The organism is Zooshikella sp. RANM57, from assembly GCF_050749885.1.
Classification (GTDB): Bacteria; Pseudomonadota; Gammaproteobacteria; order Pseudomonadales; family Zooshikellaceae; genus Zooshikella.
This window is the reverse complement of the sequence record NZ_JBOIUB010000006.1, coordinates 26523-42228: the sequence shown is the minus strand read 5'-3', so window position 1 is coordinate 42228 and position 15706 is coordinate 26523. Positions and strand designations below refer to the sequence as shown.

The following is a 15706-nucleotide window of genomic DNA, read 5'->3' as shown; positions in this document are numbered from 1 at the left end:
TGCCCTAAACCTTCAATGATGTTGTATAAACATGTGATTATAGATGGTTAAGTAAGGCCTTCGCTTGTAGTGGTGTCATGCTAATGGAAAAAAAACATGCAAGGAACTGCTTAAGTGAACAAGGACATGAGTCCAAAATAGATGTGTTGGATCAACAACATCCCACTCTATTTCTTTATGATCAATTGCTTCAACAAATTCAAATAGCGGTTAAAAGCTTTGAGCAACAACTTTGGCATGAGCTAATGCACGAATTGAAGCCCTCTACCGCAACAGTAAATGTTGAGCTTCAAGGTTTAACGCGCCAACAGCATCATTTGTTAAAAGCTTATTTACGCAAAGATGCTGCAGAAATCTGCAAGCTCTTAAATATTTCATCGAGATAACGCTATTCAGACTTTTATACCGCATTGTTAAGGGTATACATACCACTCTCATATTTTTGGGGTAAATTCTCTTATTCCTGTAAATTTCAGCAAGTCAGTTTAGCTCAGTAATGAGTTATTCTTTTTTACTCTCCAATTTTTTATTTAGAGGAAGGCATGTTACTTATTAGCTTTGCTAAATATTTTTTATTACCACCTGTATTTAATATTGTTCTTATTGTTTTGGCACTTATTTCTAGAGCTTTTATACAACGTGTTTGGTGGCGTTACATGACAATGATAATAATTTGGTTATCACTTATTAGCTTGTATTTATTGTGTACTCCTGTTGTTTCTTCTTATCTTATGTCGCTATTGGAGTCAGAGTACACTGTTTATACTCCAGGAGGAGATAAGCCTGAAGCAATGGTGATTTTGGGGGCGGGAAGACATCGTAAAGCACAAGAATTTGATGGAAAAGATATTCCAAGTGCTTTTGAATTGGAAAGGATGACCTATGCTGCTTACTTAAATAAACAATTGAGCTTGCCTATTTTAGTCACGGGTGGAAAGTTATTAGGTAGTGATCAGCCACCAGAGGCAAAAATCATGACTGATTTTTTACAAGATAATTATGGGATTAAGGTGCGATGGCAGGAAGGACAAAGTCGAAACACCTGGGAAAATGCGTTTTATACCCAACAAATGCTTACGAAAGAGAACATTCACACTATTGTGCTGGTCACTCATGCTTGGCATATGCGTAGGGCGGTTGCGTCTTTCAAAAAGGTTGGGTTGAACGTCTTACCTGCACCAACCCGTTTTATTTCTGGCCGAAGTAAAGATGTGATGTGGTATCACTGGTTGCCTACCCCTAAGTCATTTACTCATGCCACATACGCCTTGCATGAAATCGTTGGGCTACTCTGGTATCGCTGGAAATATTTTTAGAGCTGCCCTTAATAGTTTTTAATGTTGTATTTGTGGCAAATGCCTTATTTAGAGAGAAGAGGCTTGTTCCATAGCGATGGACTGCTTTTGCCGGGCAGTCCAGCTAAAAACACCCAGTATAAGCGCAATAATGAAAAGTAACGGATAGGATTGCCACATCATATAAGGTGTATTGCCTTGTTTACTTTTAACTTTGCCAGTAAGCACGCTAGCTTGAAATTGAGGGAGTTGCGTTAGCACATCACCCTGATCATTGATAATGGCACTTATGCCATCATTAGTTGCACGAATAAGATACCGACCTGTCTCAAGTGCACGCATACGTGCCATTTGAAAATGTTGGTGTGGACCAATAGATGCGCCAAACCAGGAGTCATTACTAATGGTAATGAGTAGATTAGAGTGTTGGGCTTGCTGTGCAACGAAATCACCATAAACGATTTCATAACAAATAAAAGCAGCAATTTTTGTTTTATCTGCCACTAAATGGGGCTGATTACTGTTACCTGATGAAAAGGAAGACATTGGCAGATTAAAAAACTGGATGAGTCCTCGCAATAAATCTTCTAAAGGAACATACTCACCAAAAGGAACAAGTTTTTGCTTGTAATAACTGCCACTGCCATTACCAGCAGCGATGATGCCATTATAGAAAGTGCGATAGGATTGCCCATCAATGACTTTTTGACTCATGAAGGGTAAGCCTGTGATTAATGTGCTTTGATATTTATTGGCTTCCTCTGCGAACATATCAACAAAAGACTTCGCTTGTAGTGGATAAACTATTGGTATAGCGTTTTCTGGCCAAATAATGAGATCACTTTGCCAGTGGTCTTTACTCAGCATGCGATAAGTGGCTAATGTCGTATGGATATACTCTTTATTCCACTTTAACTGTTGTGGGATGTTAGCTTGAATTGCACTGACTGTTAGCGGTTTAGATTGGGCATTATCAGTCCACTGGTGGTGAGTGAGCATTGCACCTGCAACCCATAGTAGCGTTGTACAAGCAAGTACACTTTGCCATTGTTTTGAATTCCACTGTCTTCTTTGGCTGACCAGCCATGCTAAGCCCAACCAGCTTATTAACGCGAATGCTGATATACCTAAGCTACCAATTATGGGGCTCCAGCTGGCAAGGGGGGTGTCTATGTATGCATATCCCAGTAACAACCAGGGGAAGCCTGTCAGTAACCAGGTTTTTAGCCACTCAAACACAAGCCAAAGCAAACCAAAAAGAACAAGTTTTGAACCTAACGTAGAGGCTTTAAACCGTTGGGTTAACCAGGCATAGCTCCAGCCAAGAGGTGCAAAAAATAAAAATGATAGAAAAATAACAAATAAGCCTGTTAAACAACCTGCCAGCACTACGGGGGCGGAGCCATATTGGTGGATACTTACATAAACCCATGACACGCCTACACCATAGAAACCCAGGCCATACCACCAGGCTCGCCAAAGTGCCTGGCGACGTGTTAAAGATGATTGTAAAGAGAAAAAGAAGCCCAGCAGTGATAAGCCTGTTAGTGGCCAGATATTGAAAGGGGCAAATCCAAACGCCCAAATGAGTCCAACGGCAAGAGCCAGGAAATGGCCTGGCCAACCAGCGAATTTTTTGGTCATGGGATTTTTATCATGATGTTTAAACAGGGGTGACTCGAAGTAAGCGAATGCGTCGGTTATCGGCATTTAGCACTTGGAACTCAAATCCCTCAATGGTAACGGACTCGCTTCGTTTGGGTAAGTGTCCAAAGTTTTGCATGACGATGCCACCAATGGTGTCATACTCTTTGTCACTAAACTGACTGTGAAAGTGCTCGTTAAAGTCTTCAATAGGCGTCAATGCTTTTACAATGAAGTTGTTCTCGTTGAGCTGCTTAATGTAGTAATCTTCTTCTACATCATGCTCATCTTCAATATCTCCAACAATTTGTTCAAGTACATCTTCGATAGTGACAAGACCAGAAACACCACCATACTCATCCACTACAATCGCCATATGATTACGATTGGTTCGAAATTCATTAAGCAAGACAATGAGGCGCTTACTTTCAGGCACAAACCTTGCTGGGCGGAGAATGTCTTTCAGGCAAAATTGGTCTTTAGTATCTTGAGGATCCTTAAGTGCTAACGATAATAAATCCTTAGCAAGCAAAATACCGATCACCTCATCTTTGTTTTCCCCGATAACTGGATATCGGGAGTGAGCTGACTTAATGATTTGAGGGATAAACTCTTCAGGTGTTTGAGATAGCTCCACACACTCCATTTGGGCGCGAGGAATCATTATTTCTCGGACCTGCATTTCAGAAACTTGCATTGCGCCTTCAATAATGCTCAGTGATTCTGGGTCTAATACCTGATTAGACTGAGCCTCACGAAGCTGGTCCAGCAGTTCTGTTCGATTCTTGGGATCCCCTGAAAAAGCCTGAGTTAGTTTATCAAGCCATGTTTTGGCAGAGGTCGTTCCGTTCACACTCGATCGATCATCACTCATTGTTGTTAGTCTCTCGTGGTACACTCGTCAGCAATGGTCCATGCATAGGGGTCGCTAAAGCCTAACTTTTTAAGGAGTTGAACTTCCAGCGACTCCATCAAAGTAGCATCATCATCATTAATATGGTCATACCCGAGCAGATGCAAGACACCATGTATAACCATATGAGCCCAATGTGCGGGTAATGGTTTGCCCTGATCTGCTGCTTCATTAACTACGACATCGGCACAAATAATAAGATCACCGAGCAGAGGTAGGTCTAGTTCTTCAGGTAAGTCTGCAGGAAAAGAAAGTACGTTGGTGGCATAGTGTTTTTGGCGATAGGTGCCATTCAACTCGGCGCTTTCTGTCGTATTCACAATCCGAATACTGAGTTCTGCATCGTTAATAGACTCATTGACTAAGACGGTTTGTACCCAGTGCTCAAAGTCCTCTTGGCTGGGTAGTTGTGCTGTTTCGTTACATGCTACTTGCAAATCAACGGTAAGCACTTCAAGCATCCTTTTGTTTTTTAGAGGCTTGTTTGGTATCAAATCTATCATAGGCCTCAACAATACGTTGTACTAAAGGATGACGCACAACATCTTTAGCACTGAAATAAGTAAAACCAATTCCTTTGACTTGCTTAAGTACTTCTGCACTGTGAGCTAAGCCAGATTTAGTGCCTCGGGGGAGGTCAACCTGAGTGGTATCACCAGTAATCACTGCCGTAGAACCAAAGCCAATACGGGTGAGGAACATTTTCATTTGTTCCATCGTGGTGTTCTGACTCTCATCTAAAATAATAAATGAATTATTGAGTGTTCGCCCACGCATGTATGCCAGCGGGGCCACTTCTATAACGTTTTTTTCAATAAGCTTTTCTACACGCTCAAAGCCCAGCATTTCATAAAGTGCATCGTAAAGTGGCCTTAGATACGGGTCAATTTTTTGAGCCAAGTCTCCAGGCAAAAAGCCCAACTTTTCGCCGGCTTCTACAGCTGGCCGAACGAGTAGAATACGACGAATTTGATCATTTTCCAGTGCTGCGACAGCACAGGCTACAGCCAGATAAGTCTTACCAGTACCAGCAGGTCCAATACCAAAATTGATATCATGCTCTAGAATACGTTTGACATATTCCTGTTGATTTGGGCCTCTGGGCTTGATTACACAGCGCTTGGTTTTAATAACAACACTTTCAGTTTTACCACACTGGGGATTTTCAATATCAGATTCTTGTAAATAAAGATGTACGATATCAGGTGATATCTCACCACCATTTTCAAGTTCTTTGGAAAGAGTTTTGAGTATGCGCTCTGCTGCATGAACATTGGCTTGCGAGCCAGTTAACTCGAAGTGATTGCCGCGGTTATTAATACGAATTTCTAAGCGCTGTTCGATTTGCTTCAAGTGCTCATTGAATTGGCCGCAAAGCTGCGCAAAATGTTGAGCATCTTCGACGTTGAGAGTGAACTTGTGGGGGGGTAATTCTGTATTCAAAGCCTTATTCATTAGCCGGACGCGGCACCCTACTTATTTTTTAGAATATACCTTCTCTATGGTGAAGGAAAGCACCTTTTTTCCTAAGGAGCGAACTGAGTTGCTTGGAATATACAGCTTTAAACTCAAGAAATAGATTAAGTTTTAATTTGCTCAACTGTATATATTGCTTGTCTTTAAGAAGCTCAACTCGCTACTTAGTAACGTTATACACTTTACCGAAACAGCCTTGTTTGAATAAAGTTTCAAGCAAGGCTGAAGGAATAACACGCTCTATAAAGTGTATTAACGCGAATATAACTAAATGTTGTTATTGCGAATTAATATAGTTCGTCGCTTATCATATCACCTCGGAGCGAGTTGGGTAATGCTTCTGTAATAACGACATCGACAAGTTTGCCAATGATTCTTGGATTGGTTGCAGCGAAGTTCACAACACGATTATTCTCTGTCCGGCCCTGAAGTTGTCCAGGGTCTTTCTTAGAGAAGCCTGTCACAAGAATTCGTTGTGTGGTACCAACCATTCTTCGGCTTATTTCCTGGGCCTGTTGGTTTATTCGATGTTGAAGTATTTGTAAACGCTGTTTTTTAACTTCTTCAGGCGTATCATCTGGCAAGTCTGCAGCAGGTGTTCCTGGACGAGGGCTATAGACAAAACTAAATGAAGTATCAAAACCTATATCTTGAATAAGGTTCATAGTGTTTTCAAAGTCTTTATCTGTCTCACCGGGGAAGCCTACAATAAAGTCCGAAGAAAACGAGATATCTGGGCGTAACTTGCGAATCCGACGTAGTTTAGATTTGTACTCAAGCACGGTATGGCCACGCTTCATGGCTGCAAGGACTCGGTCAGAACCACTTTGAACAGGTAGATGCAGGTGACTGACAAGCTCAGGCACATGCGCATAAACATCAATCAAGCTTTCAGTAAACTCAACAGGGTGTGATGTAGTAAAGCGAATCCGAGCAATACCATCAATCGCTGCAATAATGGTAATAAGCTCAGCTAAGTCAGCAGTTTCATCATCAGCGTCTGATTTTTTACCACGATAAGCATTAACATTTTGGCCCAGTAAGTTGATTTCTCTGACGCCTTGCTCAGCCAAGTGCACACACTCAGCGATAACATCATCAAAAGGACGGCTGACTTCTTCACCCCGAGTATAAGGAACAACACAGAAGGTACAGTACTTGCTGCAGCCTTCCATGACAGAAACAAATGCTGTTGGTCCTTCCACGCTGGGTTCTGGCAGGTGATCAAACTTTTCAATTTCTGGAAAGCTTACATCCACGACGGCTTGCTTACCTGTTGCAGATGCATCAATCATTTCAGGTAGACGGTGGAGTGTTTGTGGGCCAAAAACCATATCCACGTAAGGAGCTCTGTCTCGTATCGCTTTACCTTCCTGACTGGCAACACAACCTCCCACACCAATAATCAGGTTGGGATTCTGGTCTTTTAGGGAACGCCAACGACCTAGTTGGTGAAAAACTTTCTCTTGAGCTTTTTCCCGAATAGAGCAGGTATTTAACAGCAATACATCAGCTTCTTCTGGATTGTCAGTTATTTCAAGCTGATGGCTTTCATTGAGTAAATCTGCCATGCGTGATGAATCATAATCATTCATCTGACAACCATGGGTTTTAATAAAGAGCTTCTTAGCCATCGAAATCTACCTACACACGTTTTTCACACAGTCAGGGGGTATCAAAATAAGCGCAGCATTATATCTGGGTCTGTAGCGAAAGCCCAGTGCTGCACTGATGTATGGTTTGTAGTGTCTTCCTTCCTTTATTGACACCTTGAGCACATCACCTCTCTTGAAATTTTAATAGTAGACAGTGTGGAGAAACACTCTTAGATAACGATCGTTGGGCAATGGATTAGAGTAGAAAGGAACAACGTGGCGTTTGCCTTGAACTGCAGCTCTGGTATTCTAGCGCTCTTTTAGCTTGAGGCGGCTCTAAACACTGGGGTGAGATGGATTAACATGGCTAAACCAATTTTTCGAGTGACATTCTTGAATCAAGGCAAAGTTTATGAGGTATATGTCAAACAAATTTTTCAAAGTGATTTGTATGGCTTTATTGAAATAGAAGAGTTTATATTTGGCGAGAGAAGCCAACTTGTAGTTGATCCAGGAGAAGAGAAGCTAAAGTCCGAATTTGCTGAAGTAAAGCGTAGTTTTATTCCAATTACTTCTGTTATTCGGATTGATGAAGTAGAAAAAGAAGGCGTAGGTAAAATCTGTGATATTAAAGGTGATAAGGTCACGCCTTTTCCATTTCCACCAGGCACACCACCAAAGAAAGATTCATAAGTTTGGCCACTCTTTGGGGCAAATTAAGTTAGAAAAGCAAAGACGATAGTAAATTTCGCACAAGTAAATGCTTGAACTTCTAATATTGTTGTACCTCATTGCGAACTAGACTTTACATAAGGAAATAAGCGGCCAAAGGGAGCGTGGCACTGATGTTAGCGAATATCCCCATTAATAATGACTTATCTGAGTTTAAAGAAGCTCAAGAGATAGGTACAAACAGTGCAGTTTTACAAACCATTAAAGCCAGTGAAGACTGGTCAGACCAAAAGTTGAAGCTTAAAAGCAAGTTAGCCACTGAAATCTATCAGATCGAAGAGCGAATTGAGAATGTTAAGCGATCTGCTGGGCACTCGAAAATAGCTATGCTGAAAACACTGCGTGAAATGCTAATCACGCGAAAACGGTTACTAAGCTTACTTGTTGGTTAAACCAGAATGTGTGAGGTTAAGTGAATTTTGCCTTAATCTTGCGGTTTGGCTTCAATGATAGTGTTATGACTGCTTCCTTGAGGTTTGGGTTTTAAATCCAAGCGTGAGGGGGCTGACTGCTTTAAATGTTGAGCATAATCTTGAAATATTTTGCTTAAAGTATAAAACGCCAAGGCTCGTTGGTCCCTGTCCATTAAACTGCCAATTTCATCACTGACATCAATGGCGTCAGTATAACCATTGACTGCGGCCATTTTCATCATGATATAGGCCTGTGTATAGTCTTGTTTCATCCCCTCACCACGGTAATACATGAAAGCCAGTTGATATTGGGCTTTGGCATGGCCATTTGTTGATGCTTGTTCAAACCAATGCTTTGCTTTGTCGTAGTCTTGTGGAATAACCTGGCCGATAAGGTAGAGCTCACCAAGTAAAAACTGAGCTTCAGAATTGCCTTGATTTGCAGCTTCCTCACAAGCAACTAAGGCAGCTGCGAGGTTAGGTTCTTCAGGAAGAATTTTACAGCGGTCAGAGGCTGGAATAAGAAGTTCATTAAGGCCATACTGAAAACCATTAATTTCAGTCGCCTTTATATGCTGAGTGACACAAAGTGTTAGTATTAAGCCAGTCCACAGTAGTAGGAATCGCATATAACGTGCCTGTAGGCAAAATGGGCAAGTTGTAGAAATCAGTCTATGTTTTGCGTAATGTATACTATACCCAGTCTGATGAAAGCATTTTTGCGCAGAGTTAACGCTTTTCTACTTCGCAACCTATTTCATCAGTATTGTCATTTTATCATGTGATCGTTTAGGGCGTATTTTTTAATTAGATTAAAATTAAATGCCACTGAGTTTTATAAATTAAACCAGCACACATTATTTTCAGTCATGTGGATATAAGTAAGCAATTAGCCTGATACTCTAATGAAATCATAAGATTGATACAAACGATAAAATGATTCTGTGAGCTGGTTGTCAAATTAGCGGAAAGCATGATGTGACCAGCTACACTCAACATACTTTATGTCTTGTACGACTGTTCTTTATTTTTATAAGGACAACATTTGACCAACGTTATTTTTCACATTATTCCCTGTATAGAAAACTAATTATATTGACAGGTGGTGTGATTTTCGTTGCTTTCGTATGAAAAGAAAATAGCCTGTGCCAAGACTCAGCGATCCAAGTGCTAATAAATAATGAAATAAGTCTAACCGTAAAAAACCAGCAAGATAACCATGGGTGCCGACCACCAGACCTGCAATAGAAAAGCTTGCTGAGCCAACTAAAATGTAAACAAAAAAGGTTGGTTTTTGGCGGATAAACTTGATTCCGACTAATAAAATAACAAATAAGCTAATAATGCCTATTACTGTATAAGTCGCTTCGATCGCTTGAAATCGGCGTGCAATTTCAAAGCAAATCATCATCGCGATAATAAGCCTTCCCCACATGGGTTTGTGCCAGTTGAGTGGCCAGGCTAAATGAGCATAAGCACCTGCAATGAGTGGTAGGGCTAAAAAAGTGGCAGCATGTGTAAATAGACGATGGATATCTTCCCAGATAGGCGAAAAACCATAGTAAAGTGTGCCAAAAAAAGACGCAAGTGACATGAGTATAAAACCAACTAACGCTGCAGTAGCGGGTAGTATTTTATCACTGGCAAAGGTTTTTTGCTGTAGCAATAAAAATGCAGAATAACTACAGCTACAGCAAAGTATTGCATCAGAAACAGCAAGAGAGGTCATGTTTTCCTCAAGTTAAACTTCTTAAACTGGCTTCAGCGGCTGCCAGTGTTTTTTCTATTTCTTCATTGCCATGAGCTTGAGAGATAAATCCTGCTTCATAAGCAGAAGGGGCTAAGTAAATACCTTGTTGCAGCATGTGTTGGAAAAATTGATTAAAGTGCTCCAGATTACAAGCCATAACCTCATCAAAGCGAGAAGGTGCTTCATTCTCAGTGAAGAAAAAGCCAAACATACCGCCTACACGTGAGGTTGCGAGTGGAACACCTACCTTATTGGCGACAACTTCTAGCCCATCTGTCAGTTTTTGGACTTTTGCAGACAGTAGCGTATAAAAACCAGGCTGGCTGATTTTATTGAGAGTTGCCAGCCCCGCTGCCATTGCTACAGGATTTCCTGATAAAGTACCTGCTTGATACACAGGCCCTGTAGGGGCAATGGTTTGCATGATATCGCGTTTACCACCAAAGGCACCGACGGGCATACCACCACCAATGATTTTACCCAGTGTTGTTAGGTCTGGAGTTATATTATAAAGCGATTGTGCTCCACCTAATGCCACACGGAAACCCGTCATAACCTCATCAAATATCAGTAAGCTACCGTACTGATCACAAATACGGCGTAAGCCTTCCAGAAAGCCAGGAGCTGGAGGGATACAGTTCATATTGCCAGCGACAGGTTCGATAATAATACAGGCGATTTGTTCGCCTACTTCTGCAAAAACGGACTCAACTTCACTTAAGTCGTTATAGGTCAATGTTAGCGTTTGCTCCGCTAAAGCAGCAGGAACACCAGGTGAGGTAGGGACACCTAAGGTAAGCGCGCCAGAACCCGCTTTAACGAGCAGGGAGTCGGCATGTCCATGATAACAGCCTGCAAACTTAACGATTTTATCACGACCGGTATAACCGCGTGCCAGTCGAATAGCACTCATGGTTGCTTCAGTACCAGAGTTAACCATGCGGACTTGCTCAATACTGGGAACTAAACTACATACTTTTTCTGCGATGGTTACTTCAAGTGCTGTGGGTGCACCAAAACTTAATCCTTGCTTTAGTTGCTGTTCTATAGCGGCTATCACATCAGCATCATTGTGACCTAGTATCATAGGTCCCCATGAACCAATGTAATCAATATAGGATTTACCATCTTCATCGTATAAATAAGCACCTTGTGCTTTTTGAAAAAAGACAGGGTTACCACCAACACTTTTGAATGCTCGAACAGGCGAGTTAACACCACCAGGGATAAACTGTTGTGCTTTATCGAATAATTCAGTTGATCGAGACATAACAAACTCTTTGTATTAGTGGCTTTAAAATAACGACTTAAAGTGAGCTGCCTGGGCAAATACATCGTCTGCTGCAAACAGATCATGAATGACTGCAACCATGGAAACACCTTGGGCAATTAGCTGTGAGGCATTGTCTACGGTAATACCACCGATGGCTACACTAGGTGTATCAAGTGTGTGTATATTAGCCAAAATATTGAATGATGCGGTGGGTGCTTCAGGCTTAGTCTTTGACGCAAAAAAACGACCAAAAGCCACATAATCAGCACCTTGTGAAACAGCCTGCTCTGCCAGTTCCATGGACGCATGACAAGTGGCGCCAATTATAGCCTGATTACCAAGGGTATGGCGAGCTTGAGCAATGGATATATCGCTTTGACCTAGATGAACGCCATCTGCGCCCACTGCTTCTGCAAGCGCTACATCATCGTTAATGATCAGAGGGACCTGATAGTGATGGCATAACCTTTTTAGCTCAGATGCCTGCTGTAAGCGTAAGTCTGAGTTCCCTAGCTTGTTACGATACTGAAGCACTCGGGTACCCCCTGCTAATGCAGCATCAACTAGTGGTATTAACTGATCCTGTGATAGAAGACGCTCATCAGTGATGGCATATAATCCTTTTAAAACGAATGCGCTTTTCATGTCGTGTAATATATTGGCAGTTCAGATTGTATTACAAAAATCGAGTGCAAAAATAAATACGACTTCTGTTATGTTTTTGAGAAGGGGCATCTGTTAGATGGCCTCTAAGGCTTCAGCAAGTTTACTAATACCTACCACTTCCATTCCTTCAATGGGCTTTTTGGGGGCATTAGCTTTTGGCACTATCGCTTTTTTAAAGCCATGTTTAGCCGCTTCATAGATCCGCTCTTGTCCATAAGCCACAGGCCGAATTTCACCGGATAAGCCTACTTCACCAAAGGCAATAATGTGCTGGTCGATTACGCTGTCTCGTAAGCTTGAGACGATAGCTAAAATGGAGGCTAAATCGGCACTGGTTTCTGATACTCTGACACCACCAACGACATTAACAAAGACATCCTGGTCGCTGGTAAAAATACCACCATGTCGGGTTAATACTGCAAGGAGCATCGCAAGACGGTTTTGCTCCAAGCCTACCGTGACACGCCTTGGATTACCTAGCTGAGACTCAACGACCAGCGCTTGAATTTCTACCAAAAGTGGACGGGTACCTTCCCAAAGTACATTAATAATGCTACCAGGAGTTGGGTGTTCTGTCCGTGAGAGAAAGATTGCTGATGGGTTGAGGACTTCACGAAGTCCTTTTTCGGTCATCGCAAATAATCCAAGCTCGTTGATTTGGCCAAATCGGTTTTTGGTGGCTCGCATAATACGAAAACGAGAGTCATCGGTATTACTCAGCATCAGTTGTGTATCAATAATATGAGAGAGCGTCATGGGTCCAGCCAAAGAGTTATCTTTGGTAACATGGCCCACAATGAGTAATACAGTATTGGTTTGTTTGGCAAAGCGGGTTAAGTGGGCAGCACTTTCACGAACTTGAGCAACGCCACCAGGTGCAGCTTCAGCAGTATCGGTATACATCACCTGTATTGAGTCAATGACAATCACACCGGGTTTTTCCTGTTGAGCAATGGCAATAACCTGTTCAACAGATGTTTCGGCCAGCATTTTGAGTTGGCCAGTGGGTAAACCCAAACGATGTGCTCGTGCGGCAATTTGCTGTAAAGATTCTTCGCCAGAAACATATAAAGCGGGCATGTTTTGTGCCGTATGACAGAGCGTTTGTAATAGTAGAGTGCTTTTTCCTGCACCAGGGTTGCCGCCAATTAATACCGCACTGCCGGGCACAAAACCACCACCAAGAACCCGGTCAAACTCACTGATACCACTTGAAAACCTGGGGGTATTACTGATATCAACATCTTCCAGCAGGGTGACACTGGAAAGGCTCCCAGCAAAACCCGCTCGTTGGGCTGTAGCTGCTTGTCGTGAACTACCTAAACTAAACTCTTTGAAGCTGTTCCAGGCTTTGCAGTCAGGACATTGGCCCTGCCACTTGGCAGACTCACTGCCGCACTCACTACAAACAAAGACTTTTTTTGCTTTAGCCATAAAGAAGTATGTTGGTCATTGCGTTAAATTCGAAAGATATGGGGAGCTACTATACTGTATTTTTAACCAGTAAAAAAGATGCTGGTTCATAGCTTTAGTGATAGTTTCATTTCAATGATAGGCAACAACAAGTAATTTGAGAGGGAGGATAAAAAAATATCAAATATCACGGCTTAACGCAGATAATTCTCTTTGAAGTAATTGCGAATCGCCCAAATTAAGCTCAGTTAACCGCTTTAATAATGAAATACTATCAATATCAATTGATATGCACTCAAATCCGGCGTGATCTTCTTCTTGATGAGCAAAACGAACCTTCATGGTGATGATTTTTTCATCATCAAGATGGATAAATGCAGTGAAGGGGGAGTGTGGATCAATTTGCCAATCTTTGGGAGGAATGACCAGTATTCCTCGTAGTGAAATATCATGAAGTTCTACAGGCCAGGTTTTATCTCCTTGGCGAAGCTCGGTACGCGCATCAAAATTAATCCGCGTAAATTTGCGTCGTTCTGTACTGGCTGTGCTCATACGTTTCGCTTATAGGTGGAATAAAAATGATATGTTCCTTAACAGCGAACAGTGCGATATTTACACCTTTAGTGTGTATGAGTAACTATAGTGGGTTTTAAGGGGTAAGCAAGGATTGCCTACCCCGTAACAAAGGCCAAAAAACGCTTGGTTTATTAAGCTAGTTTTTTGTATTTAATACGATGAGGTTGATCTGCGGCGACACCTAGGCGAGCTTTACGATCACCTTCGTATTCACTGTAGTTTCCTTCAAAAAAGACGACTTGGCTGTCACCCTCATAAGCCATAATATGTGTAGCAATACGATCCAGGAACCAACGATCGTGAGAAATAACCATCGCACAACCAGGGAAAGCAAGCAAAGCTTCTTCTAGGGCACGTAATGTTTCAACATCAAGGTCGTTACTAGGTTCGTCAAGTAATAGGACGTTAGCCCCTTGCTTAAGTAACTTAGCTAAATGCAAGCGATTCCGCTCACCACCTGATAAGTCTTTGACGTATTTTTGCTGGTCGCTGCCTTTGAAGTTAAACCGGCCAATATAGGCACGAGAAGGAATTTCATAGCTACCAATGCGGAGGATATCCTGACCATCAGAGACTTCTTCCCATACCGTTTTACTACCATCCAAGCTGTCTCTGCTTTGGTCAACATAAGCCAGCTCTACGGTGTCTCCAATACGAATAGTTCCACCATCGGGTTGTTCTTTACCCGCAATCATCTTAAAGAGAGTGGATTTACCCGCACCGTTTCCACCAATGATGCCTACGATACTACCTTTAGGTACATTGAAGCTTAAGTCTTCAATCAGTACTTCATCGTTAAAGCCTTTGTTGACATGGCTAAACTCAATGACCAGGTCACCTAAGCGAGGGCCAGGTGGAATATAGATTTCGTTGGTTTCATTACGCCTTTGTACTTCTTGTGAACTCAACTCTTCAAAGCGAGCAAGACGTGCTTTGCTTTTTGCTTGGCGGCCTTTAGCGTTAGAACGCACCCACTCAAGCTCGTGTTTAATGGTTTTTTCACGGGCTTGTTGTTGCTTTTCTTCAATGGCTAAACGTTTTTCTTTGTTTTCGAGCCAAGCGGTGTAGTTACCTTCAAAAGGAATACCATGTCCGCGGTCTAGTTCTAATATCCAGCCAGCAGCATTATCCAGAAAGTAACGGTCGTGCGTAACAGCAACGACGGTACCGTTATAGTCATGGAGAAAGCGCTCAAGCCAGGCCACACTCTCTGCATCCAAGTGGTTAGTGGGCTCGTCAAGCAGCAACATATCAGGGTTAGAAAGTAGTAGTCGACATAGCGCCACGCGACGCTTTTCTCCTCCTGATAGATGCTCAATTTTGGCATCCCAAGGAGGAAGACGCAGTGCATCTGCGGCCACTTCAAGTTTTCTTTCTAAGTTATGTGCATCAGCAGCTTGGATAATATTTTCCAATTTGCCTTGTTCTGCGGCTAAAGCATCAAAGTCTGCATCAGGTTCGGCATAGGCTGCGTAGACTTCATCCAGGCGCTTCAGGGCATCTTTGATTTCCTGAACACTTTCTTCAACAATTTCACGTACTGTTTTTTGGTTGTCCAGTACGGGTTCTTGTGGAAGAAAACCGACATTGATACCTGGTTGAGGGCGTGCCTCGCCATCGATTTCTTTATCAACGCCAGCCATGATGCGCAGTAAACTGGATTTACCTGCACCATTAAGACCTAAAACACCGATTTTGGCACCTGGGAAGAAAGACAAAGAGATATCTTTAAGAATTTCCCGCTTGGGTGGCACCACTTTGCTCACCCGATTCATGGTATAGACGTACTGAGCCATATCCTCTACATGTGATTCTGTTGGAAGTGAATGAAAATTGCCGTCAAATTACCGGAAGCCTGTTATGAAGGCAAACAAATCGCTGTGTATTTCATAAAAAAATCATAACGATATCCTGTGTTTAAGGGAGGAAATGTTATGAAGAGAGGATTCTACCTTACTGA

The 15706-nt window shown here is 42.2% G+C and carries 16 protein-coding genes; 4 read left to right on the top strand and 12 right to left on the bottom strand.

The features are described from left to right. Positions 1-83: 83 nt before the first annotated feature. The gene (locus tag ACQ96U_RS13630; protein WP_431721814.1) at positions 84-386 is read left to right on the top strand and encodes a hypothetical protein; all 303 of its coding nucleotides are present in this window, start codon (positions 84-86) and stop codon (positions 384-386) included. Between the two features lie 270 nt (positions 387-656). Then, positions 657-1316 carry a YdcF family protein gene (locus ACQ96U_RS13625; RefSeq protein WP_431721813.1) on the top strand — a complete coding sequence of 220 codons (660 nt, stop codon included), beginning with the start codon at positions 657-659 and terminating at the stop codon, positions 1314-1316. Between the two features lie 48 nt (positions 1317-1364). Here ACQ96U_RS13625 and lnt read toward each other — a convergent pair whose 3' ends face one another. From lnt to miaB, 5 genes are all read right to left on the bottom strand, one after another. Beyond that, positions 1365-2939, bottom strand: a complete 1575-nt coding sequence (gene lnt / locus ACQ96U_RS13620; protein WP_431721812.1) for an apolipoprotein N-acyltransferase — start codon at positions 2937-2939, stop codon at positions 1365-1367. 19 nt (positions 2940-2958) lie between these two features. Beyond that, positions 2959-3813, bottom strand: coding sequence for an HlyC/CorC family transporter (locus ACQ96U_RS13615; protein ID WP_431721811.1), 855 nt, complete (start codon positions 3811-3813; stop codon positions 2959-2961). 5 nt (positions 3814-3818) lie between these two features. Continuing rightward, entirely contained in the window at positions 3819-4313 is a 495-nt protein-coding gene (gene ybeY, locus ACQ96U_RS13610; RefSeq protein ID WP_431721810.1) for an rRNA maturation RNase YbeY, read from the bottom strand. Further along, entirely contained in the window at positions 4306-5307 is a 1002-nt protein-coding gene (locus ACQ96U_RS13605) for a PhoH family protein (protein WP_431721809.1), read from the bottom strand. Before ACQ96U_RS13605 ends, ybeY begins: the two co-directional genes overlap by 8 nt. 308 nt (positions 5308-5615) lie before the next feature. Beyond that, positions 5616-6962 (bottom strand): tRNA (N6-isopentenyl adenosine(37)-C2)-methylthiotransferase MiaB, encoded by a 1347-nt coding sequence (miaB, locus tag ACQ96U_RS13600; RefSeq protein WP_431721808.1) that lies wholly within the window; start codon positions 6960-6962, stop codon positions 5616-5618. Between the two features lie 324 nt (positions 6963-7286). On the opposite strand from miaB, the gene ACQ96U_RS13595 reads away from it, so the two are divergent. Further along, on the top strand, positions 7287-7616 hold the full coding sequence (locus tag ACQ96U_RS13595) for a DUF1820 family protein (RefSeq protein WP_431721807.1): 330 nt from the start codon (positions 7287-7289) through the stop codon (positions 7614-7616). A gap of 152 nt (positions 7617-7768) precedes the next feature. Then, positions 7769-8047: a hypothetical protein gene (locus tag ACQ96U_RS13590; RefSeq protein ID WP_431721806.1), complete on the top strand. Its 279-nt coding sequence runs from the start codon at positions 7769-7771 to the stop codon at positions 8045-8047. Positions 8048-8079: 32 nt separating this feature from the next. Here the strand turns inward: ACQ96U_RS13590 and ACQ96U_RS13585 are convergent, their stop codons facing one another. From ACQ96U_RS13585 to ettA, 7 genes are all read right to left on the bottom strand, one after another. Beyond that, positions 8080-8697, bottom strand: coding sequence for a tetratricopeptide repeat protein (locus tag ACQ96U_RS13585; protein WP_431721805.1), 618 nt, complete (start codon positions 8695-8697; stop codon positions 8080-8082). A 461-nt stretch (positions 8698-9158) separates the two neighbouring features. Next, positions 9159-9797: a DUF6962 family protein gene (locus ACQ96U_RS13580; RefSeq protein WP_431721804.1), complete on the bottom strand. Its 639-nt coding sequence runs from the start codon at positions 9795-9797 to the stop codon at positions 9159-9161. Positions 9798-9804: 7 nt separating this feature from the next. After that, on the bottom strand, positions 9805-11088 hold the full coding sequence (gene hemL / locus ACQ96U_RS13575; RefSeq protein ID WP_431721803.1) for a glutamate-1-semialdehyde 2,1-aminomutase: 1284 nt from the start codon (positions 11086-11088) through the stop codon (positions 9805-9807). 24 nt (positions 11089-11112) lie between these two features. Then, positions 11113-11736, bottom strand: coding sequence for a thiamine phosphate synthase (thiE, locus tag ACQ96U_RS13570; RefSeq protein WP_431721802.1), 624 nt, complete (start codon positions 11734-11736; stop codon positions 11113-11115). Positions 11737-11829: 93 nt separating this feature from the next. Further along, positions 11830-13191, bottom strand: coding sequence for a DNA repair protein RadA (gene radA, locus ACQ96U_RS13565; RefSeq protein WP_431721801.1), 1362 nt, complete (start codon positions 13189-13191; stop codon positions 11830-11832). Positions 13192-13350: 159 nt separating this feature from the next. Beyond that, the gene (locus tag ACQ96U_RS13560; protein ID WP_431721800.1) at positions 13351-13722 is read right to left on the bottom strand and encodes a PilZ domain-containing protein; all 372 of its coding nucleotides are present in this window, start codon (positions 13720-13722) and stop codon (positions 13351-13353) included. Between the two features lie 155 nt (positions 13723-13877). Then, the gene (ettA, locus tag ACQ96U_RS13555; protein WP_431721799.1) at positions 13878-15542 is read right to left on the bottom strand and encodes an energy-dependent translational throttle protein EttA; all 1665 of its coding nucleotides are present in this window, start codon (positions 15540-15542) and stop codon (positions 13878-13880) included. Positions 15543-15706: the final 164 nt, after the last annotated feature.